Raw genomic sequence first — 21,853 nt, 5'->3', positions numbered from 1 at the left:
CGAGCCGATCCTGGCAACCAGTTCGCGGCGGCCTCACCGGTGCTGTTCAGGCGTCGTCGCGGGAGAGCACGAGCGCCTGCCACGGCCCGAGTGTCCCTGTGACCCCGCCCTGCGCATCCCGGACGTTGCTGAGCACGGTCGTCGCGCCCGCCCATCGCTCCGCGTCCGGCAGTTCATAGTCGGCCCGCTCCCCGGTCAGGTTCACCAGCACGAGCAACTGCCGCGACCCCTTCGTGCGGGTGTACGCGAAGATCTGGGGATGCTCGGGAAGCACCAGCTCCAGCGTGCCGTCGGACACCCGATCGTCGTCGTGCCGAAGGTCGATGAGCCGGCGATAGTACGCGAACACCGAGTCAGGATCGCGTCTCTCGGCGGCCGCATTGATCTCGCGGAAGTTCGGGTTGACGGGGATCCACGGCGTGCCGGTGGTGAAACCGGCGTTCGGCGCATCCGACCACTGCACCGGGGTGCGGGCGTTGTCTCTGCTCGTCGTTCGGAGTGCGGCGAGCACCTCGTCCGCCGGGGCTCCCAGCACGTCGACGGCCTCAGCGTAGTGATTGAGGGTCTCGATGTCGCGGAAGTCCTCGACGCCGCTGAACGGCACATTGGTCATCCCGAGCTCTTCGCCCTGGTAGATGTACGGAGTGCCGCGCTGGAGGTGCAGCACCGTCGCGAGCGCCTTCGCAGACGAGATGCGCGCCGCGCCGTCGTCGCCGAACCTGCTGACCACGCGCGGCTGGTCGTGGTTGTTCCAGTACAGACTGTTCCAGCCCGTCTCGGCCAGGCCGTCCTGCCACTTCCCGAACGACCGCTTGAGGGCGAGCACGCTGGCGGGCCGGGGATCCCACTTGCCGCCCGGCCCGTGATCGAGATCGACGTGCTCGAACTGGAACACCATGTCGAGCTCGCCGCGCGCAGGATCGGTGAAGAGCTGCGCCTGGTCGATGGTCACACCGGGCATCTCCCCCACCGTGAGGTAACGGTCGTCCCGGCCGGCGAACACCCGCTCGTGCATCTCGTGCAAGAACTCGTGGATGCGCGGCCCCTGCCCATAGAACGGGTAACCGTCTCCGTACAGAGCGCCGGGAGGGACCGTGCCGTCCGGCAGATCCTGCACTTTCGAGATCAGGTTGATGACGTCCATCCGGAACCCGTCGACGCCGCGGTCGAGCCACCAGTTCATCATCTCGTAGACGGCGTCCCGCACCTCCGGGTTCTCCCAGTTGAGGTCGGGCTGCTTGCGCGAGAACAGGTGCAGGTAATACTCGCCGCTCGCCGCGTCGAGCTGCCAGGCCGGCCCGGAGAAGAACGAGCCCCAGTTATTCGGCTCGCCGCCGCGCTCGCCAGGTGTCTTCCCCTCGCGCGGAGGTCGCCACCAGTACCAGTCGCGCTTGGGGCTGTCCACACTCGACGCCGACTCGACGAACCAGGCGTGCTCGTCTGACGTGTGGTTGACGACGAGATCCATGACGAGCTTCATGCCGCGGGCGTGCATCTCCTGTAGCAGCTCATCGAAGTCGGCGAAACTGCCGAACGCCGGGTCGATGGCGCGGTAGTCGCTGATGTCGTAGCCGTTGTCGTCGTGCGGCGACGCGTAGATCGGCGAGAGCCACACCACGTCGACGCCGAGCGCATCCAGGTGGTCGAGATGGTCGATGACGCCGCGCAGATCGCCGATGCCGTCGCCGTTGCTGTCGGCGAAACTTCGCGGATACACCTGATACACGACGGCAGACTGCCACCACTTCTGGGTCATCTGCTCAGAGTAGTCGGCACGACCACTCGGCGACGATGGCACCTGGCGGGTGAGCACCTCGTCCGACGTCTCCTTCGGCTCGGGTGAGAAGATGCACCCATGCACTCCGCCGCCCGCGCCGGGCTCTCCGCCCTGATCACCGTCGCGGCGGCCGCCGGGGCGTGCGCGACCATGTGGTGGATCGCCGTGGCCGCCGGCGGCGGGTACGGCACGGCGGTGCTCGCGACGGTCGTCGCGCTCACGCTGTCGCGGCGCACGTTCGCGTCGCGCGCCGAGTTCGGCAGGTCTGCTGCGCTGCTCCCGGTGATCGGGCTGGTGGCGGCCGGGGTCGGGTGGCTGCTGGTCGCGGTCCCTCCTTTCGGAGCGGCGGCGTTCATCGCGGGGATGAGCCTGCCGATCTGGATGCGCAGGTTCGGCGGAAGGATCGCCAGACTCGGCGGGCTGCTCACGCTGCCGTTCCTGGCCATCCTGGTCGCTCCGGGGGCGGTCGAGCCGACCGGGCGGTGGTGGCTGGATCTGCTCCTGCTGGTCGCCGCATCCACCGTGGCCATCGCGTGGGTGGCGCTGGCGCGGGAGGTCGGCGTGCTGGTCGGCGTCGGGGTGCAGAGCGAGCTTGTCGTGGCGCCGCCCGGCGAGCCAGCCGTGGCGCCGCCCGGCGAGCCCGCCGGCCCGGCGAGACCCACTACGCGTCGCTTGCCCGCCAGCACGCGGATGGCACTGCAGATGGCCGTCGCCCTCGCCGCCGCGTTCGTCGCCGGGTGGCTGCTGTTCCCCCACCACGCGATGTGGACCGTGCTGACGGCGTTCATCGTCTGCTCCGGCAATCGCGGGCGCGGCGACGTCCTGCACAAGAGCGCACTCCGGGTGGCGGGCGCGCTCGGCGGAACCGTGGTGGCTGTCGCGTTCTCGCTCGTCGCCGAACCGACCGGGATCCTCGCCGTGGTCGTCATCTTCGTTGCACTGTTCATCGGCACGTGGCTGCGCACGTACAGCTATGCGTTCTGGGCGCTCACCGTCACGCTGGCCGTCGCCCTCCTGCAGGGAATGCTCGGCGTCGCACCGACCGGCGGCTCGATCGGCGCGGTGCTGATCGAGCGGATGCTCGCCATCGTCGCAGGGGCAGCGCTCGGGATCGCGGCGAGCTGGTTCGTGCTGCCCGTGCGCTCCGGGGATGTGGCCCGCAGGCGGTTCTCCGACATGCTCGTCTCGCTCGGGGCCGTGTTCGCGCCGGACGGGCCTGACGTGGCGGGGGTTCCCGATGCGCCGCTGGCCGATCGCGTGGCCGTGTTCCGCGCATCCATTGCCAGGATCGAACAGCTCGCGCCGGCGCACAGCGCTCACCGCGCCGTTGCCGGGCGGCGGACGACCAGAGCGATCGACTGCATCGAGGTCGCGCGCGAGCTTCCCACCGCAGTGGATGCGCGACTCGCGGCCGGGAGGTCCAGCCCGGCCGATCCCGAATCCGCAGCCCGGCTGCGGCGGGCCGTCGGGAGGGCACGGAAGAGTCTGGCGGCTCCCGTCGACTACGCCGACCTCCGCGCCGCGCTCCTCGCGCTGACCGCCGAGCTCGACGGACGCGATCCGGGCGCCGGACGGTAGCCTGAAACCATGCTCACGCCGCCGATCACGCCGAAGAAGCCGACAGAACGCATCCACCACGGTGACGTGCACATCGACGACTACGAGTGGCTGCGCGACAAAGACGATCCGGCCGTCGTCGCGCACCTCCACGAGGAGAACGCGTACACGAACGCCCGCACCGAGAACCTGTCGCTGCTGCAGGAGCAGATCTTCGAAGAGATCAAGGGGCGCACCCGCGAGACCGACCTGAGCGTTCCGACTCGCGAGGGCGACTGGTGGTACTACACCAGGACGGTCGAGGGGAAGCAGTACGGGATCCACTGCCGGGCGCCGATCGTGTCGGCGGACGACTGGGAGCCGCCAGCTCTCGACGAGGATGCGCAGCGCAACGGCCTGCCGGGCGAGCAGATCCTGCTCGACGACAACGTGGAGGCGGAGGGCACCGAGTTCTACTCGCTCGGAAGCTTCGACGTGAGCGCCGACGGCACGCGGCTGCTCTGGGCGGTCGACCTGGAAGGGGACGAGCGGTACACGATCCGGGTGCGCTCGCTCGTGGACGACGGGGTCGAGTTCCCCGACGAGATCGAGGACACCGCATCCGGGGCGTTGTTCGACCAGAGCGGCGAGTACATCTTCTACACGACAGTGGACGACGCCTGGCGGCCGGACACGGTGTGGCGGCACCGGGTCGGCGACGTGTCTGAGGCCGACGCGCAGGTGTTCCACGAGCCGGATGAGCGCTACTGGATCGGCGTCGGGCTCACCCGCAGCCGGGACTTCCTGGTGATCGAGGCCGGGTCGAACATCACCAGCGAGGCGTGGCTGCTGCGCTCCAGCGACCCGACCGGCGAGTTCGCCGTGGTCTGGCCGCGGAAGGAGGGCGTCGAATACGACGTCGAGCACGCAGTGGTGGGTGGACGCGACCGGTTGCTGATCGTCCACAACGACGACGCCGTCAACTTCGAGCTCGTCAGCGTCTCCGCCGACGACCCGCAGGGCGCACGGCGCATGCTCCTCCCCCACAACCCAGATGTGCGGCTGGAAGGAGTCGACGCTTTCCGCGACTTCGTCTCCGTCGAATACCGCCGCGAAGGCCTCACCCGCATCGCCGTCGCCTGCGTGCCGGAGGACGGCCGCACCGACGACGACACCCTCCACGAACTGCACTTCGACGAAGAGCTGTTCACCGTCGGCGCCGGCGGCAACCCGGAGTGGACGCAACCGACACTGCGACTCGGCTACGGCAGTTTCGTCACCCCGTCGACCGTCTACGACTACGACGTCCGGACCCGCGAGCTCCGGATGCGCAAGCAGCAGGCCGTGCTCGGAGAGTTCGATCCGGAGCTGTTCGCGCAGCGGCGAGAGTGGGCGACCGCGAAAGACGGGACGCGCATCCCGATCTCGCTGGTCTACCGCCGCGACCTGGTGACCCCGGGCGAGCCCGCGCCGCTCGTGCTCTACGGCTACGGGTCGTATGAGGCGAGCATGGACCCGTCGTTCGGAATCCCGCGTCTGAGCCTGCTCGACCGCGGCATCGTGTTCGCCATCGCGCACGTGCGCGGCGGAGGCGAGCTCGGACGGCTCTGGTACGAGCACGGCAAGAAGCTGCACAAGAAGAACACGTTCACCGACTTCGTCGACAGTGCCCGCCACCTCATCGACACCGGATGGACGTCACCGGACCGGCTGGCAGCCCAGGGTGGAAGCGCGGGCGGGCTGCTGATGGGCGCCGTCGCGAACCTGGCCCCGAAGTACTTCTCGGGGATCCTCGCCGAGGTGCCTTTCGTCGACCCGCTCACGAGCATCCTGGACCCGTCGTTGCCGCTGACGGTCATCGAATGGGACGAGTGGGGCGACCCGCTGCACGACGAGGAAGTGTACGCGTACATGAAGTCGTACTCGCCGATCGAGAACGTGCACGAGACGCACTATCCGCGCATCCTGGCGGTCACCAGCCTCAATGACACGCGCGTGCTCTACGTCGAACCGGCGAAGTGGGTCGCACGCCTCCGCGAAGTCGGGGCGGACGCGCTGCTGAAAATCGAGATGGCGGCGGGTCACGGCGGCGTCTCCGGCCGCTACTCCGCGTGGCGCGAGCGCGCGTTCGCGTACGCCTGGCTCGTCGACGCCGTCGGCGCCCACCCCACCGGCGAGTAGCCGCTCCCGTCGCGTCGCGTCCCGTCGCGCGCGCACGTCCCCTTGCTAGCCGAGGTCGTCGGGGTCGCGGCCGGTGCGTTCGCCGGACTCGAGGGTGGCGATGACGGCGATGTCTTCGGCGTCGAGGGCGAACGAGAACACGTCGAGGTTCTGGCGGATGCGGTCGGGGGTGACCGACTTCGGGATCACCACGTTGCCGAGTTGGACCTGCCAGCGGATCACGACCTGCGCCGGCGTCACGCCGTGCTTCTCGGCGATGCGCGCCAGCGGCTCGTTGCCGAGGATGCGTCCGCGGGCGAGCGGAGACCACGCCTCGGTGACGATGCCGTTCGCCGTGTCGTAGGCGCGCACGTCGCGCTGGGGCAGGCACGGGTGCAGCTCCACCTGGTTGACGGCGGGGACGGTGTCCGTCTCGCGTGCGAGTCGTTCGAGGTGGTGGATGTGGAAGTTGGCGACCCCGATCGACCTGGCTCGCCCCTCATCCCGGATCGTCTCGAGGGCCCGCCAGGTGTCGACGTATTTGTCGTTCTTCGGTGCCGGCCAGTGGATGAGGAACAGGTCCACCGTGTCGAAGCCGAGCCGTTCGAGGCTCTGGTCGAACGACCGGAGCGTGCTGTCGTAGCCGTTCTGGTCCCACCAGACTTTGGTGGTGACGAACACCTCGTCGCGGTCGAGGCCACTGCGGCGGACGCCGTCTCCGACACCCCGCTCGTTGTCGTAGAACGCGGCGGTGTCGATGTGCCGGTACCCGGCGTCGATGGCGGTGAGCACCGCCTCCGCCGTCTCGGCTTCGGGGATCTTGTACACGCCGAAGCCCAGCTGCGGGATGCGGTTGCCGTCGTTGAGAAGAAGGTCCGGAATGCTCGCCATGGGTTCATTCTGCCGCGTCGACGGAGTACAGGTGGGGTCGGACGAAGGAGGAAGACATGGCAATGGACGGAAAACGAGTCGCGTTCCTGGTCGCGGCGGAGGGCATCGAGCAGGCGGAACTGGTCGAGCCGTGGAAGGCGGTCGCCGCCAGCGGTGGCACCCCGACGCTGGTCTCCGAGAAGGCCGGCGATGTGCAGGCGTTCAATCATCTGACCCCCGCGGACAGCTTCCCGGTCGACGTGACTACCGCCGAGGCCTCTGCGGACGATTTCGACGCGCTGATGCTCCCCGGCGGTGTGGCGAACGGCGACCAGGTGCGAACGCAACCGGATGCGGTGGCCCTGGTCGCGGCGTTCGCTGCGGCGGGCAAACCGATCGGGGTGATCTGCCACGGCGGCTGGGTGCTCGTGGAAGCCGGCGTCGTCGGCGATCGCACCCTGACCAGCTGGCCGAGCCTGCAGACCGACTATCGGAACGCCGGGGCGCGCTGGGTGGACGAGGAGGTCGTGGTGGACGACGGCCCGTTCACGCTGGTGTCGTCACGGAAGCCGGACGACCTGCCGGCGTTCGACCGGGAGTTCGTGCGGGTGGTCGGCGGATAGACCTTGACCTCGCGATTGTGTTTCGCCCTCAGCTACGGCGCGGCTGGCGAGGTCGGGCTGTCCGGCTTGGCCGGCTGGAACTGCTTCCAGGCGACGAGCCAGGTGGCTGCGATGGGACCGAGGAGGAGGCCGAGGACGAACCACGTCCATCCGGAGCGGCCCTTCGCCTGTGCGAGCCCTCCCGTGATGATGGCGAGCCACAACCAGATGACGGGTACCAAAGAATCCATCGTGCGAGCGTAGCGGAACCTCGGGGCTGAGAGGAGAGGTCAGCGGTCCAGGTGAGTGTTCCCTGGCAATGCCGGTCTGTGGCCTTGCGTGATGGTGGAGGCTGCGGGAACGTAGGCGACTCCTGGAACCAAACGGAAGGAGAGCACATGCTCACCCTGACAGAGAACGCCAGCACGATCGTCAAGACGCTCACCGAGCAGGCCCCGCAGGACGATGCAGGGCTGCGCATCAGCAGCAGCAACCCCCAGAACACCTCGTTCGCAGCGGCCGTCGCGCCCGCCCCGGAGCCCGCCGATCAGGTGGTGGAGACCGGCGGCGCCCGGCTCTTCCTGGAAGAGGGAGCGGCTGACGCCCTCGACGACAAGATCCTCGACGCCCAGGTCGACGACCAGGGCGCCGTCAGCTTTGCGATCGGCGCGCTCGCGTAGCGACCCCGATCCGGTGCCACGGACGCGGCACGAACGGAACGGCCCCCGGTGCTCAGGCATCGGGGGCCGTTCTCTGCGTGGCGCTACGGCGTGGGCGGAGCAGGTGGCGCCGGAGGCGCAGGAGGCTGGGTCGGCGGGGCCGGAGGCTGCACGGGAGGCTCGGGTGCCACAGGAGGCTGCGGCGCACCCGGCGCACCGGGCGCAGGCGGCTGGGGCGCAGGCTGCTGGGGCTCTCCCGGAGCAGGCCACTGTGGCGGCGACGGCTGCTCCGAACCGATCGGTGACGCGTAGAGGGGCTGGCCGCCGGCGGGTCCTGCGTACGGCAGCGGGGACTGCGGCCAGCCGTAGTCGCGCGGCGGGAGGGCTGCTCCGGGGACGACGGGGACAAAGCCGGGGACTTCGCCGTCTGGGCGGTCGAAGCGGGCGCCCGCTGGGTTCGGCGGAAGCAGGGTCATGACGAAGATGGCGATGCCGCCGAGGCTGGGGATGAGGACGAGCAGCAGGAACCACCCGCTCAGGTTCACGTCGTGGAGTCGCCTGGCCGACAGGGCGATGCCGGGGACGAGGGTGGCGAGACCCCAGGCGGCCAGCAGGAAGGCGCCGACGGCGAGGCCAGGTCCGGGAACCGAGTTGCCGTTCTGGTCGGTGGACGCACCGGCGAGACCGAGGACGAGCAGGAGCAGGTAGAGCACGACGATGACGATCGCGTTCGCGAGCGCCCACCACCAGTACTCGCTGCGGCTCGCCCGGCCGTCGAATCGGGCGTACTTCTTCCAGAACCGCGTGAACGCGGCGCCAAGTGGCGCGCCGTAGTACGGAGCCCAGAGCGGAACGGTCGGATTCACGAACAACCCCCTCGTGCGTCGGGGCACCGAACGGCCCCGGTGGCAGTCAGCTTAGCTCGCGGACGGACCGCCCTCCCCGGCGACTTCAGCGACGGGCGATTCGCCGCCCGCTTCGAGCAGTTCGGCGTCGGCCTCCGCGTCTTCTCCGCGGAACTGCGTCATGTAGAGGTCGTAGTACGCGCCTTTGCGCGCGAGGAGAGCCGTGTGGTTGCCCTGCTCGACGATCGCGCCGTCTTCCATGACCAGGATGGTGTGTGCATCCCGGATGGTGGAGAGACGGTGGGCGATCACGAACGATGTGCGATCGGTGCGGAGAGCGGCCATCGCCTGCTGCACGAGCAGCTCGGTGCGGGTGTCGACGGAGGAGGTGGCCTCGTCGAGGATGAGCAGCGACGGGTTCGCGATGAAGGCGCGCGCGATCGTGATCAGCTGGCGCTCACCGGCCGAGACGCTGCCGCCGTCCGCGTCGAGCACGGTGTCGTAGCCGTCTGGCAGCTGGCGGACGAAGCGATCGACCATGGTGGCCTTGGCTGCGTCGACGACCTCGTCGTCTGTGGCGTCGAGGCGTCCGTAGCGGATGTTCTCGCGGATCGTGCCGCCGAACAGCCACGCGTCTTGCAGGACCATGCCGACCTGCTCCCGCAGTTCGGCCCTCGCCAGTTCGGTGATGTCGATGCCGTCGAGCAGGATGCGCCCGGAGGTGAGCTCGTAGAACCGCATCACGAGGTTGACCAGGGTGGTCTTGCCCGCTCCGGTCGGTCCGACGATCGCAACCGTGTGGCCCGGCTCGACCGAGAACGACAGGTCTTCGATGAGGGGCGTGGCCGGCGAGTAGCTGAACGACACGTTCTCGAACTCGACGTGACCGTCGGTGCGCTCCGGAAGCTCGGCCGCGACCTGGTCCGGCTCCTGCTCGTCCGCGTCGAGGAACTCGAACGTGCGCTCGGCCGACGCGACGCCGGACTGGAGCATGTTCGCGATGCTGGCGACCTCGGTGATCGGCTGGGTGAACTCGCGCGAGTACTGGATGAACGCTGTCGCGTCTCCGAGGGTCATCTGCCCCGTCGCGACGCGGAGACCGCCGACCACGGCGATCAGCACATAAGAGAGGTAGGAGACGAAGGTCATCGCCGGCATGATCGTGCCGGAGACGAACTGCGCGCCGAAGGACGCCCGGTAGAGCTTCTCGTTGCGCTCGTCGAACTCGGCGAGCATCACTTCGTCGCGACCGAAGGCGCGCACCAGTTCGAGGCCGGAGTACGACTCCTCGATGTGCCCGTTGAGCGTTCCGGTGTTCTTCCACTGCGCAGCGAAGAGCTTCTGCGACCGCGAGCCGATGACCCCGGCGATGATGCCGGACAGCGGCAGCGCGATGAGCGCGATCAGCGCCAGCTGCCACGACACGATGAACATCATGATGGTGATGCCGAGCACGGTGAGCACCGACTGCACCAGTTGCGAGAACGCCTGTTGCAGCGCCGCCTGGATGTTGTCGACGTCGTTCGTGACGCGCGACATCAGGTCGCCGCGCTGGCGGGTGTCGAAGTAGCTGAGCGGGAGCCTGTTCAGCTTGGTCTCCACGTCGGCGCGCAGCCGGTAGACGACGCGCATCACGAGGGCGTTGAGCACGTAGCCCTGCGCCCACATCAGGAACGACGCGACCAGGTAGATGGCCAGCACGATGAAGATGTATCTGCTCAGCAGCACGAAGTCGATGCCCTCGCCGGGGACGGGCTTGGTCTTGGCGAGCATGTCGGCGTACTGGTCGTTGCCAGCCGTCCGCGCCGCGTCGATCTGCTGCGCGAGCGACTGATCGGCGGGAAGGGCCCTGCCCAGGACGCCACGGTAGATGACGTCCATCGCAGAGCCCAGGATCTTGGGTGCGATCACCGTGAGGACGACCGAGATCACGACGAGGCCGACCACGAACGCGAACTTCACGCGCTCAGGCCGGAGGAGGCCGAGCAGGCGGCGCAGCGACGGCCAGAAGTGCTGCGCCTTCTTGGCGGGCGTTCCGCCGAACATGTCGCCGTCGGCCTCGGTGGGTGTGTACTCGAGGTCCTCGACCTCGGGGGCGGTGACGTCGTCGCGTTCGAGGACGTCGTCTGCGCGCTTGTCGCGTGCCATCTCAGGCCACCTCCAGGCTCAGCTGCGATTCGACGATCTCGCGGTAGGTCTCGCTCGTCTCGAGGAGTTCGTCATGCGTTCCGCGGCCGACGATGCGGCCCTCGTCGAGGACGATGATGCTGTCGGCCTCCCGGATGGTCGACACGCGCTGTGCGACCACGATCACCGCCGCATCGCTCGTCGCGTCGGCGAGGGCCGCGCGGAGGCGGGCGTCTGTCGCGACGTCGAGCGCGGAGAACGAGTCGTCGAAGAGGAACACGTGCGGCTGGGAGACCAGCGCCCTGGCGATGCAGAGACGTTGGCGCTGGCCGCCGGAGACGTTCGTGCCTCCCTGCGAGATGCGGGCATCCAGGCCGCCCTCTTTGGCGCGGACGAAGTCGTCCGCCTGGGCGACGCGCAGCGCCTCCCACAGTTCGGCGTCCGTCGCGTCCGGTCGGCCGAAGCGGAGGTTGGACGCGATGGTGCCGGAAAAGAGGTACGGACGCTGAGGCACGAGCCCGAGGACACCGGCGAGCTGTGACCTGGTGAGAGAGTCGACCCGCACGCCGCCGACCGTCACGGAGCCCTGCTGCGGGGTGTAGAGGTTGGGCACGAGGTTGACCAGCGTGGTCTTGCCCGCTCCGGTGGAGCCGACGATCGCGGTGGTCTTGCCCTGCTCGGCCACGAAGTCGATGCCGCTCAGCACCGGCTTCTCCGCACCGGGGTATCCGAAGCTGACGTCCTGGAACTCGACGCGCCCCGAGGGCGGCAGCGGGGCATCCCCGGTGCGTCCGGCATCCGACGGGTCGGTGGACAGCACCTCGTCGATGCGACCGGCGCAGACGACGGCGCGCGGGATCATCATGACCATGAACACGCCCATCATGACCGCGGTGAGGATCATGAGCAGGTATTGCAGGAACGCGGTGAGCGATCCGACCTGCATCTGACCCGCATCCACTCGTTGCCCACCGAACCAGAGGACGGCGGCGGTCGCAAGGTGCAGGATGACCATGATCACCGGGAACATCAGGACGAAGATGTTGCCGACCCTGACCGAGATCCTGGTGAGGGCGAGGTTGGCTTCGGCGTAGCGCTCGGACTCGAACGGCTCACGGACGAACGCCCTGATGACCCGGATGCCGACGATCTGCTCGCGCAGCACACCGTTGACCTTGTCGATGCGATCCTGCATCTCGCGGAACATCGGGAGCAGCAGCACGACCAGGATGCCGACGACCAGGAACAGGACGGGCACGGACACCCAGACCAGCCAGGACAGCCCGAGGTCTTCTCGCACGGCCATGATGATTCCGCCGATGCACATGATCGGCGTCGACACCATGAAGTTGAGGGTCATCAGCACGAGCATCTGCACCTGCTGCACGTCGTTCGTGTTGCGGGTGATGAGCGTGGCCGTTCCCCACCGGCCGACGTCGAGCGCGCTCAGGGAGTCGACCTTGCGGTACACCTCACGGCGCAGGTCGCGGCCGACCGCCATCGACACCTTCGCGCCGAAATAGATGCCGCCGACGGCGGTGAGCACCTGAGCAAGACAGACGACCAGCATGGTCATGCCGGTGTTCCAGATGAAGTCGGTGTCGCCGGTGACGACGCCCTTGTCGACGATCTGGGCGTTGAGGCTCGGCAGGAAAAGGGCGGCGATGGTGGACGCCAATTGGAGCACGACGACACCCACGATGCCCCAGACATAGGGGCGCGCGTGACGCAGGGTCAGACGGAGCAGGATCACAATTCCCCCAGGTGGCTTTTGCAGTACCTGAAGAGTTTGTCAGAGACCTCCGACATTCGTGACACCGGACCTGAAATTTGCAGCGTCGCATTCTTCACGCGGGGTCTACGAGCGGAGCGCCTCCAGCACGCTCTGGACGCGTCGCGCCTTGGTGTCAGCACCCTTGGCTCGCTGGATCGCCTCGGCGTGGCCGCGCTGCTTGCTGTACGACAGCGCCGCCCAGGCCGCCGCAGCGCCGGGCTCCGCCTCGAAAGCGGTGGCGAGCTCCGCCGGCACATCGACGGTCCGCGGGGCGTCGTCCACCTCGAGGGTGACCTCGACCTCGTCACCTGCACCCCTGCCCGTGGCAGCCCTCGTCTCGGCGTTGAACGAGATCAGGAAACGTCCTCCCATCGACGCGATGGTGTTCCTGTACGAGTACCCGCCGTCGATCGTGACCACGACGGGTACGCGCTTGCCACGCCCGAAACCGAGCACGACCTCCTCCGGCACGACGATGCCGACGTTGTTGCCGCCTGCTCCCAGCAGGGTCGTTCGGAACCTGACCACGGTCATTCCTTTCGCGGATGCCTCAGCGGAGGCGCTACGAGTGAGACGTTAACACGAGCCCGGTCAGCGGGCCAGGCCGTCGAGATCCAAGTCGTTGCGCAGGACGGCGCCCGGCGACACCCCGGCTCAGCGCCGCGAGAGCAGCGACGTGACCCGCAGCTTCTCGCTATGGATCCAGACGTCTGAGTACTCGACCGGCCGGTCGTCCGCCAAGTATGTGACCTGCTGGAGATACTGCACGGGAGCACCGGGTGGCAGATCGAGTGCCGAGGCGGCCTCTCCGGAGGCGGCCTCAGCCGAGAAGGTGCGGCGGGCGCTCCCGATCTTGAGGTGGTAGGCGCCCTCCAACGTGCCGAACAGGCTCGCCGTGCGGAAGTCGGTCTTCTCGATGCCAGGCGCCAGATCCGCCCTGACGTAGTTGTACAGCAGAGCGACGGGGCCACGGTCGGTGCTGCGCAGACGCACCAGCTTAAGCACTCTCGCGCCGACCGCCACATCGAGGAGCGCTGCGACGGGTCTAGGCGGCTCGATCAGCCGGCACTCGATCACGTCCGTCTGCGTGACGATCCCCTGGTTGGCGAAATCCTCGGAGAGCGTGCTGAGCCTCTGCGCGATGGCCGGCTCGATTGTGGTCGAGGTGACGAACGTCCCCTTGCCCCTTATTTGCCGCAGCAGGCCTTCCTCGATCAACGTGGTGAGAGCGCGCCGCAGGGTGCCGCGGCTCACACCGAGGTCGTGTGCGAGCTCCGGCTCGCTCTTGAGCCGGTAGTGAGCAGGCCATTCGCCCGACGCGATCCTGGTGCGGATGCGTTCGGAGATCTGGCTGTGCAGTGCGACGGGCGCGTCTCTGTCGAGGTCGTCGGTCACGTTCCCCCTCTTTCGGTTGCTCACCGCCGTCCCGACACTACGGCAGTCGGGACGGCGGCGCCTCTCAGTAGCTCGTCGTGTTCTCGTCGCCGGAGTCGGTGATGATCGAGAGTCCTGCGCTGGTGCCGAGCAGGCTCGCCCCCGCGCGGAGCAGGCCGAGCGCCTGCGGGTAGCTCTTGATCGAGCCGGACGCCTTCACGAGCACGCCGGGCCTGGCGAGACCGACCAGGTAGCGGACGCTCTCCGGGCTGGCGGTCTCGATCTGCCCGCTCGACGCGTTCTTCAGGAAGGCGACGCCCGCATCCATCGACAGCTCGACGGCCGCGCGACGCTCGTCCGGGGTGAGGAGGGGCAGTTCGAGCATGACCTTGACCGGGATGCCGGCCGCCCTCACGACACCGGCGATGTCGTCGCGGAAGGCGTCGTACATCCCGCTCTTCAGCCAGCCGATCTGCACGCCGATATCGAGCTGGGTCGCTCCGAGCTTGGCGATCGACTCGGCTTCCGCCGCCTTGCCCGCGCTGGTCGTCACGCCGACCGTCGGGAAGTCGAGTGCCGTGGCGATGCCGACCCCGGTGCCCGCCAGCTCGGCTGCGACCACGTCGACCCAGGATGCGGGGACCATCGCGGCGTTGAAGCCGTACTCGACCGTCTCCCTGGCGTGGGCGATCATCTCGTCGCGGGTCAGGCCCGCCTCGATCTTGGTGTGCTGGATGTATGGGGCGAGCTCGGCCGGAGCGAGAGTCAGCTCGGTGGTCGAAGTGTCAGTCACGGTTTCTGTTTCCTTTCGCGGGCACCGCTGGTGCGGTGCATCTGGTGGTGGTGCAGGTCGGGGCCGAAGCGGCTCGTTCAGAGCCGGTCGGCGTAGTAGTCGGGCGCGATCACTCCGTCTCCCCCGAACCAGCGGGGAACATCCACGCCGCAGACGAGGCCGATGTTGCCCCACGGCTCGAAGGCGCCGGTGCGCACGATGACCTTCGCCTGGGCTGCCACGGCGCCCAGCATGTCTGCGTGCGTGCGTGTGCTGAACTCCGCGCCCGTGAACCTGGACAGCAGCCACTCGTCCAGTCGCGAATTGTTGGTGACCACGTCGTCGGCGCGGATGACGCCTTCGACGACCAGCTCGTCGCTGATCAGGCCGAGCACGGTGCGCAGGTCGGGAAGATTCTCTGCGAGCGCCGGGTCGATGCGGTGGGCGTCGCGCGGGATCGGGAACCCTGCGTCGACGACGAGGATCAGGTCGGTGTGACCGAGCGTGGCGATCGCGCCGCTCAGTTCGGCGTTCAGGATGCCGTTCTTCTTCATGTGTCAGGTCCTTTCGGTGAAGGTCGGGCAGGTCAGGCGGCGGTCGCGTTCGCGCCGGTGGCGGCGGACATGATCGACTCCTCCGTCGCGTGGGCCGTGTCGAGCACCGCGACGATGCGCCCCTCCGCCATGACGGCGATCCGGTCGGTGATCGTCAGGAGCTCCGGCAGGTCGGACGACGAGCAGACGATCGCGACCCCGCTGGCGGTGAGCGCGTACAGCTGCTCGTAGATCTCGGCCCGTGCCCCGACGTCGACGCCCCTGGTCGGCTCGTCGAGCACCAGGACGCCGGGCTGGATGGCCATCCAGCGTCCGAGCATCGCTTTCTGCTGGTTGCCGCCGGAGAGATTGACGATGGGGGTGTCGAGCGAGGCGGTCTTCACGGTCATCGCGGCGGAGAGCGCGGCGGCATCGCGGTCGAACTGACGTCGGCGCACCAGGCCGAACCTGGTGAGCCTGCGCACCTCGAGGACGCCGATGTTCTCACCGACGCTCATCGTGCTGAGCAGCCCTTGCGCTCTCCGCTCGCCGGGCACGAAAGCGAGCCTGCGTCGCACAGACTCGCCGGGCGACCGCTGCTGATACGGCGCCCCGAGCAGCGTTACGTCCCCTCCTGCACCCTTGTCGGCCCCGAAGAGGTTGCGCAGCATCTCGACGCGCCCACTGTCCGGCAGCCCCGCGAAGCCCAGGATCTCGCCGGGGCGCACCTCGAAGGTCACATCGTGGTGCGCCCGGCCGGTGAGACCCGTCGCGGCGAGCGCGGGAGGCGCATCCAGCCAGCTGCTCCGGTCGGTGGTCTCCGCTCGCCGGCTGAGGTTGCCGAGCTCGCGGCCCACCATCGCTGCGACGGCCTGCTCCGGTGTCGTCTCGGACCGACGCCAGGAGGCGACGTGCCTGCCGTCCCGCAGCACCTCGATCTGGTCGGCGAGCCGGAACACCTCCGGCATGCGGTGGGAGACGTAGACGATGGTCGTCCCCTGCGCTTTGAGGGTCGCCATGAGGGCGAACAGACGCTCCGACTCCGCCGGCGTCAGCACCGACGTCGGTTCGTCCAGGATCAGGATGCGGCAGCCGCGTGCAATGGAGCGTGCGACGACGATCAGCTGTTGTGTCGCCAGATCGAGCGTCCCGACCGCTGCGGCCGGGTCGAGACTGAGATCGAGTTGCGCTAGAAGTTCGAGGGCGCGGGCGGTCATCCTGCGCCTCGACGGGAACCAGCGATGTCCTGGCTCCACCCCCACCAGGATGTTCTCTGCCACGGTTCGCTCCGGCAGCAGCGACAGCTCCTGCGGCACGATGGCGATGCCGTGCTCTGTGAGCATGGTGTGCGGGTCGAACCGGGTCACCGGGGCGTCGCCGACGGTGATGCTCCCGTCGCTCGGCGGCTGCAGACCTGCGAGCACCTTGAGCAGTGTCGACTTGCCTGCGCCGTTCTCGCCGAGCAGGGCCGTCACCTCGCCCTCCGGAACTTCGAAGGTCACGTCCTCCAGCGCACGCACAGGGCCAAACCGGCGGCTGAGCCCGGTGATGCGGATGGCGGGGCGCGGCTTCACGGCTGCGACATCGCCGAACGACGGGAGCGTCATGGTCTAGCCCTCCACCGTTGCTTCGGACAGGTTGTCCTTGGTGATGATCTGCGCACCGGTGTCGACGCCCGAGATCTTCTTCCCGTCCTTCAGGAAGTCGACGAGCACCTTCACCGCCTGGTAGCCCTGTTCGGACGGGTTCTGGCTGATGGTGAACGTCATCACGCCGTCCTTGATGAACTCCGCCGTCTGCGGGAGGAGGTCGAAGCCGACCGTGGTGATCTTCCCTGCGTTGCCCGACTGCTGCACCCACTTGGCGGATGCGGTGGTGCTGCAGCAGTCGAGGCCGGCGATGGCGACGACGCCGGTCTGCCCTGACATGGTCGAGTCGACGACGTTGTATGCCGCGTTCGGCTCGTTGCCGACGTTCACCGGCCCGACGAGTTCGAGAGGGGAGCCTTTCATCCCCTCTTTGAAACCGCCGAACCTGTCGTTGGACCAGCCGGCGCCGGTGTCGAGCGAGAACACGACGACCTTGCCCGTCGCCGTGTCGCCGAGCGCCTTGCGCAGCTCTTCGGCCTCCGACTTCCCTGACGCCTTCAGGTCTTGACCGACGAACCCCATCTGCTTGGAGTCAGGGTTGTCCGTGTTGAACGAGATGATCGGGATGCCTGCGTTGTATGCCTCGGCGATCACCGGCTTGAGCGCGTCCGAGCTCGCGGACGAAACGGCGAGCCCATCGACCGACTTCTGCTGGATCAGCGTCTGCAGCTCTGCGACCTGTTTCGCCGCGTCCCCGCCGGTCGGGCCGATGAGCTGGACGTCGGCGCCGAGTTCGGCTCCCGCCTTCTTCATTCCCTGCCCGATGGGCGTCGCGAACGCGAGGGAGGGGTCGTGGTAGCTGAGCTTGATACGCAGCTTCTCGCCGCCGTCCACCCGCTTCTGGATGTAGTCGGCGAGCTGGAAGCCGCCGCCGGAAGTCGAATCTGCCGTTGCGTTGGTGATCGCGCCGCAGCCGGTGATGGCGATGGCCAGTGCGGCGGTCAGGGCTCCCGCCGCGACGACGCGGCGGGACATGGTGCGGAAAGACATCAGTACTCCTTCGTGTGTGATGACGTGGTGCTGAACGGTGCTGCTTCCGGATGCGCCTTCGTCGGCGCATCCGGTGTCACGCGCGGGTTTTGCGTTTGCGCTGCCAGGTGTCTGCCGCGACGGCGGCGACGATGACGAGACCGGTGACGACGGTCTGCCAGAACGATGAGATGCCGTTGATGTTGAGGATGTTCTGAAGCACCCCGATGAAGACGACGCCGATGACGGTCCCCCACATGGTTCCCGAGCCGCCGAAGAGAGCAGCGCCGCCGATGATGACGGCCGAGATGACAGTGAGTTCGAGGCCGGTGCCCGTGACGCCCTGCACGTATGAAAGGAACGAGAGCCCGAGGATGCCCGCGAGGGCCGCCGTGAATCCGGAGAGCACGAAGGCGGCGACCTTCACGCCGGAGACATTGATGCCGACCAGCCTGGCCGCCTCCTTGTTCCCTCCGACCGCGTAGGTGTTGAAGCCGAGCCGGGAACGCGAGAGGAGCACGACGCCCAGGGCGACGATGACGATGAAGATCAGCAGCTGCATTGGGATGACCCCGAAGAGCCGTCCCTGCCCGAGCAGGTTGAACTCGGCGACACCCGGCTTGCTCGCGCTGAGCGAGATGGGGGCGCCGTCGGAGATGAGCAGGGCGACGCCACGGAACACGCTGAGGCTTCCGAGCGTCACGATGAACGACGGGACACCGAGCAGCACCACCGCCAGACCGTTGAGGAGGCCGGCGACGACCCCGACGAGCAGACCGATCACGATCGCGACCGGCCACGCCATCCCTGCGGCGATCGCCATGCCAGTGCTGATCGCAGAGAGCGCGTAGATGGAGCCGACGGAGAGGTCGATCTCGCCGTTGACGATCACGAAGGTCGCGCCGACGGCCATGATTCCGATCTGCGAGACTTGCTGGCCGACCGACAGCAGGTTGCCGCCCTGCAGGAAGCTCGGCGACAGCACGGTGCCGAGGATGAAGAGCAGCACCAGCGCGGCGAAGACTCCGGATTCGCGAGCGTGCAGGACCTTGCGGAAGTCGATCGCGGTGCGGCGCGGTGCGGCTGTTGTCGCGGTCATCGGGTGGATCCAATCGTCGGGGTGAGCTGGGCGCGGGTGGGGAGAGCGGGGATCACCCCTGGAATGGATACGGTGTGGGCGCCGGCGAGTGCCGCGAAAGCCGCCGCCTCCGCGAGGGAGCTGCCCTCGGCGATGCCGACGGCGAGTGCCGCGGTGAACGCGTCGCCTGCTCCCGTGGTGTCGACGACCCTGGCCGGGATAGTCGGCGGCACGGTCGCGATGGTGTCGCCGTCGGCGAGCAGTGCGCCGTGTGAGCCGCGCGTCAGGATGACCGCACCGTCGAAACGTTCGCGAAGGGCCGCGACGAGTTCCTGCTCGCTTCGGCCGTGGTCGGCGTCGAGGCCGAGCAGGACAGGCGCCTCCGTCTGATTGGGGGTCACGATGTCGATGAGCGCCCACGCCTCGTCGGGCAGAACCTTCGCCGGGGCGGGATTGAGCAGCGTGGTGGTGCCTTCCTGACGCGCGATGCGCAGGGCCGCGACGACCGCATCCATCGGGATCTCCATCGAGACCACCAGGATGTCGGCTGCGGCGATCTCCGCTCTGAAGGTCTCGACCGCGGCAGCGTCCAGCTCGTCGAGGGAGCCGGGGGCGATCGCGATACGGTTCTCGCCGGACGGCTCGACCAGGATGAAGCCGACCATCGTCGCCCCGGCGCCCGTCATCACCTTGGCCGCGTCGACCCCCTCTGCGCGCCAGAGTTCGCGGGCGGCACGGCCGAAGTCGTCATCCCCGACCGCCGTGAGCAGGGACACCTCGGCACCGAGCCGCGCGGCGGCGACCGCCTGGTTCGAGCCTTTGCCGCCGGGGCCGCTGTCGAACGTGCCGCCCGATACTGTCTCTCCGGCTTCCGGAGCCAGCGGTACGCGCATGGTGAGGCCGGCACCGTAGCTACCTACAACAGCGATCTTCATTGATTCTGGGTACTTCCTTGTACGTGGACAACTATGAACATGAGTGAGTCTATGTACATAGTTGTCCACGCGTCAAGCCATCGTCGTCGCCGGGCGGCGCGAGAGCGTCCCACTCACAATCCCGTCACCCGCTCGCGGCCGACACCCGAACCGGCGTATCCTCGCCGCATGGTCACCGACGACCCGATCAGCACCGACCCGCAGAATTACCGACTGCTCTGGGAGAACGAGTTCGTCCGCGTGCTCGAATACACGGACACGCCCGGCGTCCGCACCAACGACCACGACCATCCGAACAGCGTGCTGGTCGCCCTGACCGACTTCGACCGTCACCTGCGCACCCCCGGCAGGGAACGCTCCGTGCACCTGGAGGCGGGTGAGGCGGTCTGGCTGCCTGCCCAGCGGCACTCGGGCGAGAACGTCGGAGCGACGCCGACGCACACCATCCTGATCGAGCTCAAAGGGGACGCGGCGGGGGCCGCCCGGCCGGACGCCGCAGGCCCGGTGGGGCCGGATGCGACCGGGTGACTCCGGGTGCGCCCGCCGCACGGTCACGTGGGCGGGCGCCACCCATCAGCTCAGGACGCGTCCCACGCCACCGCGACGTCGAGCACCCACACGACGCCGAAGCGGTCCTTGAGCATCCCGTACACGGGCGAGAACGCCGACGGGCCGAGGTCCTCGATGATGGTCGAGCCCACCGCGAGCTTGCCCCAGCGCTCGGCGATCTCCTCGGCGGAGTCGCCGCGGACGGACACGTAGACGGACTTCTCCCCCTGGTCGTATGCGACGCTGGCCGGTACGTCGAACGCCATGATCTGGAAGCCGTTCGCGCCGACGACCTGGCCGAACTTGACCTGGTCGGCCTCCGCGGGCGTCTCGACGGAGTGGGCGTCTGTGTTGGTGACGACGACGAGCTGCCCACCGAAGACGGAGTGGTAGAACTGCAAGGCCGCCGCGGCGTCTCCGCGGAAGTTGAGGTGGGGTGTGGTGATGACGGACATGTCTGCTCCTCGCTGACGTTCGCCCGGTCTGTCCGGGCAGCACCACTCTCTCGGGTGAAGAGGACAGCTTCGGTCCTCTACTCGACCTAGTCTGAGGTCATGCCGACGACCACCTCCCGCCTCCTGACACTGCTGTCGCTGCTGCAGGCGCGACGAGACTGGCCGGGCGGGATCCTGGCCGAACGACTCGGCATCAGCCACCGGACCGTGCGCCGCGATGTGGACCGCCTGCGCGAGATGGGATACACCATCCTCGCCACCAAAGGCCCGGACGGCGGCTACCGTCTCGACGCCGGCGCCGACCTCCCGCCGCTGCTTTTCGACGACGACCAGGCGATCGCGATCGCGGTGGCGTTGCGCTCGGCAGCGCTCAGCGGCGCCGGGGCCGGAGCGGGCGGCGGAGTAGGCGGACCAGGCGGAGCGGGTGTCGGCATCGGCGAGGCGGCGTTACGGGCGCTCACCACCGTGCGGCAGGTCATGCCCTCCCGGCTGCGGCACCGGATGGATGCGCTCGACTTCTCGGCGATCCCGAACGAGCAGAACAACGCCACACCACCAGTGGATGCGGTGGTGCTGCTGGCGGTGGCCGCTGCGGTGCACGGGAGGGAGACGTTGCGCTTCGACTACGCGCGCCGGGATGCGGGAGGCGAGGCGGACACGTCGGACCAGCCCGTCCTCCCGCCGCGACGCGTCGAACCGCATCGCCTCGTGGTCGCGAACGAACGCTGGTACCTCGTCGCCTGGGAGCTCGACCTCGACGACTGGCGCATCTTCCGGGTGGACCGGATCGTGCCGCGCACGCCGAACGGCCGTCGGTTCGTGCCGCGGACGGTGCCGGGCGGTGACGTTCAGGCGTATGTGTCCGCGCGGTTCAAGGGCTCGACCGGTGGCAACGAGTGGCCGTGCCGCGGGAGTGCGACCCTGCACCTTCCCCCCGCCGCTGTGCTTCCGTTCGCGGGCGACGCGGTGGTCGACGACCTCGGCGACGGGCGGTGCCGCATCCACCTGGGGTCGTGGTCGTGGGTGGCGCTGGCGGCATCGCTCGGGCGCTTCGACACGGAGGTGTCCGACGCGCATCCTGAGCCGTTGGCGGAGGCGTTCGGCACGCTGGCGCGGCGGTATGCGGCGGCGGTAGGCGGCGGGGTGAGCAGCCAGGGCGTCCCGCCCGAATCCGGCACATGATCAGGTC

At 68.4% G+C, this 21,853-nt stretch carries 21 protein-coding genes; 6 read left to right on the top strand and 15 right to left on the bottom strand.

The annotated features are described in order from the left end of the window. Window positions 1-46 precede the first annotated feature (46 nt). Window positions 47-1,756, bottom strand: a complete 1,710-nt coding sequence (locus AC37TH_RS06750; protein ID WP_490763570.1) for a glycoside hydrolase family 13 protein — start codon at window positions 1,754-1,756, stop codon at window positions 47-49. A gap of 99 nt (window positions 1,757-1,855) precedes the next feature. On the opposite strand from AC37TH_RS06750, the gene AC37TH_RS06745 reads away from it, so the two are divergent. Then, on the top strand, window positions 1,856-3,355 hold the full coding sequence (locus AC37TH_RS06745) for an FUSC family protein (protein WP_490763569.1): 1,500 nt from the start codon (window positions 1,856-1,858) through the stop codon (window positions 3,353-3,355). A 9-nt stretch (window positions 3,356-3,364) separates the two neighbouring features. Beyond that, window positions 3,365-5,494: a S9 family peptidase gene (locus AC37TH_RS06740; protein ID WP_490763568.1), complete on the top strand. Its 2,130-nt coding sequence runs from the start codon at window positions 3,365-3,367 to the stop codon at window positions 5,492-5,494. A 45-nt stretch (window positions 5,495-5,539) separates the two neighbouring features. Here AC37TH_RS06740 and AC37TH_RS06735 read toward each other — a convergent pair whose 3' ends face one another. Next, window positions 5,540-6,364 carry an aldo/keto reductase gene (locus AC37TH_RS06735; protein ID WP_490763567.1) on the bottom strand — a complete coding sequence of 275 codons (825 nt, stop codon included), beginning with the start codon at window positions 6,362-6,364 and terminating at the stop codon, window positions 5,540-5,542. Between the two features lie 56 nt (window positions 6,365-6,420). On the opposite strand from AC37TH_RS06735, the gene AC37TH_RS06730 reads away from it, so the two are divergent. Then, window positions 6,421-6,966, top strand: coding sequence for a type 1 glutamine amidotransferase domain-containing protein (locus AC37TH_RS06730; RefSeq protein ID WP_490763566.1), 546 nt, complete (start codon window positions 6,421-6,423; stop codon window positions 6,964-6,966). Window positions 6,967-6,998: 32 nt separating this feature from the next. On the opposite strand, the gene AC37TH_RS06725 is transcribed toward AC37TH_RS06730, so the two are convergent. After that, window positions 6,999-7,196 carry a hypothetical protein gene (locus tag AC37TH_RS06725; RefSeq protein WP_490763565.1) on the bottom strand — a complete coding sequence of 66 codons (198 nt, stop codon included), beginning with the start codon at window positions 7,194-7,196 and terminating at the stop codon, window positions 6,999-7,001. A gap of 147 nt (window positions 7,197-7,343) precedes the next feature. Between AC37TH_RS06725 and AC37TH_RS06720 the strand changes: the two genes are divergently transcribed. Next, window positions 7,344-7,625, top strand: coding sequence for a Fe-S cluster assembly protein HesB (locus tag AC37TH_RS06720; protein WP_490763564.1), 282 nt, complete (start codon window positions 7,344-7,346; stop codon window positions 7,623-7,625). An 83-nt stretch (window positions 7,626-7,708) separates the two neighbouring features. On the opposite strand, the gene AC37TH_RS06715 is transcribed toward AC37TH_RS06720, so the two are convergent. From AC37TH_RS06715 to AC37TH_RS06665, 11 genes are all read right to left on the bottom strand, one after another. Beyond that, entirely contained in the window at window positions 7,709-8,470 is a 762-nt protein-coding gene (locus AC37TH_RS06715; protein WP_490763563.1) for a DUF805 domain-containing protein, read from the bottom strand. 51 nt (window positions 8,471-8,521) lie between these two features. Continuing rightward, on the bottom strand, window positions 8,522-10,597 hold the full coding sequence (locus AC37TH_RS06710) for an ABC transporter ATP-binding protein (RefSeq protein ID WP_490763562.1): 2,076 nt from the start codon (window positions 10,595-10,597) through the stop codon (window positions 8,522-8,524). Window position 10,598: 1 nt separating this feature from the next. Further along, a complete protein-coding gene (locus AC37TH_RS06705) occupies window positions 10,599-12,329 on the bottom strand; it encodes an ABC transporter ATP-binding protein (RefSeq protein ID WP_490763561.1) in 1,731 nt (576 codons plus the stop codon). A 105-nt stretch (window positions 12,330-12,434) separates the two neighbouring features. Continuing rightward, the gene (locus AC37TH_RS06700) at window positions 12,435-12,884 is read right to left on the bottom strand and encodes a YdeI/OmpD-associated family protein (RefSeq protein WP_490763560.1); all 450 of its coding nucleotides are present in this window, start codon (window positions 12,882-12,884) and stop codon (window positions 12,435-12,437) included. 120 nt (window positions 12,885-13,004) lie between these two features. After that, entirely contained in the window at window positions 13,005-13,745 is a 741-nt protein-coding gene (locus tag AC37TH_RS06695; protein ID WP_490763559.1) for a GntR family transcriptional regulator, read from the bottom strand. A 64-nt stretch (window positions 13,746-13,809) separates the two neighbouring features. Then, complete coding sequence (gene deoC, locus AC37TH_RS06690) at window positions 13,810-14,517, bottom strand: deoxyribose-phosphate aldolase (RefSeq protein ID WP_490763558.1); 708 nt, start codon at window positions 14,515-14,517, stop codon at window positions 13,810-13,812. 77 nt (window positions 14,518-14,594) lie between these two features. After that, window positions 14,595-15,050: a D-ribose pyranase gene (gene rbsD / locus AC37TH_RS06685; RefSeq protein ID WP_490763557.1), complete on the bottom strand. Its 456-nt coding sequence runs from the start codon at window positions 15,048-15,050 to the stop codon at window positions 14,595-14,597. Between the two features lie 32 nt (window positions 15,051-15,082). Next, entirely contained in the window at window positions 15,083-16,636 is a 1,554-nt protein-coding gene (locus tag AC37TH_RS06680; RefSeq protein ID WP_490763556.1) for a sugar ABC transporter ATP-binding protein, read from the bottom strand. A 3-nt stretch (window positions 16,637-16,639) separates the two neighbouring features. Continuing rightward, window positions 16,640-17,668 carry a sugar ABC transporter substrate-binding protein gene (locus tag AC37TH_RS06675; RefSeq protein WP_490763555.1) on the bottom strand — a complete coding sequence of 343 codons (1,029 nt, stop codon included), beginning with the start codon at window positions 17,666-17,668 and terminating at the stop codon, window positions 16,640-16,642. Window positions 17,669-17,744: 76 nt separating this feature from the next. Beyond that, window positions 17,745-18,746, bottom strand: a complete 1,002-nt coding sequence (locus AC37TH_RS06670; RefSeq protein ID WP_490763554.1) for an ABC transporter permease — start codon at window positions 18,744-18,746, stop codon at window positions 17,745-17,747. After that, on the bottom strand, window positions 18,743-19,660 hold the full coding sequence (locus tag AC37TH_RS06665) for a ribokinase (RefSeq protein WP_490763553.1): 918 nt from the start codon (window positions 19,658-19,660) through the stop codon (window positions 18,743-18,745). Before AC37TH_RS06665 ends, AC37TH_RS06670 begins: the two co-directional genes overlap by 4 nt. Window positions 19,661-19,828: 168 nt before the next feature. On the opposite strand from AC37TH_RS06665, the gene AC37TH_RS06660 reads away from it, so the two are divergent. Further along, entirely contained in the window at window positions 19,829-20,188 is a 360-nt protein-coding gene (locus tag AC37TH_RS06660) for a cytoplasmic protein (RefSeq protein WP_490763552.1), read from the top strand. A gap of 50 nt (window positions 20,189-20,238) precedes the next feature. Here AC37TH_RS06660 and AC37TH_RS06655 read toward each other — a convergent pair whose 3' ends face one another. Next, window positions 20,239-20,664 carry a VOC family protein gene (locus tag AC37TH_RS06655; protein ID WP_490763551.1) on the bottom strand — a complete coding sequence of 142 codons (426 nt, stop codon included), beginning with the start codon at window positions 20,662-20,664 and terminating at the stop codon, window positions 20,239-20,241. A gap of 99 nt (window positions 20,665-20,763) precedes the next feature. On the opposite strand from AC37TH_RS06655, the gene AC37TH_RS06650 reads away from it, so the two are divergent. Further along, window positions 20,764-21,846 (top strand): helix-turn-helix transcriptional regulator, encoded by a 1,083-nt coding sequence (locus AC37TH_RS06650; protein ID WP_490763550.1) that lies wholly within the window; start codon window positions 20,764-20,766, stop codon window positions 21,844-21,846. The last annotated feature ends 7 nt before the right edge of the window (window positions 21,847-21,853 follow it).

It is taken from the genome of Leifsonia sp. McL0627 (assembly GCF_058244615.1).
Note: the sequence above shows the minus strand (reverse complement) of the source record. Positions and strands in the feature narration are given on the sequence as shown.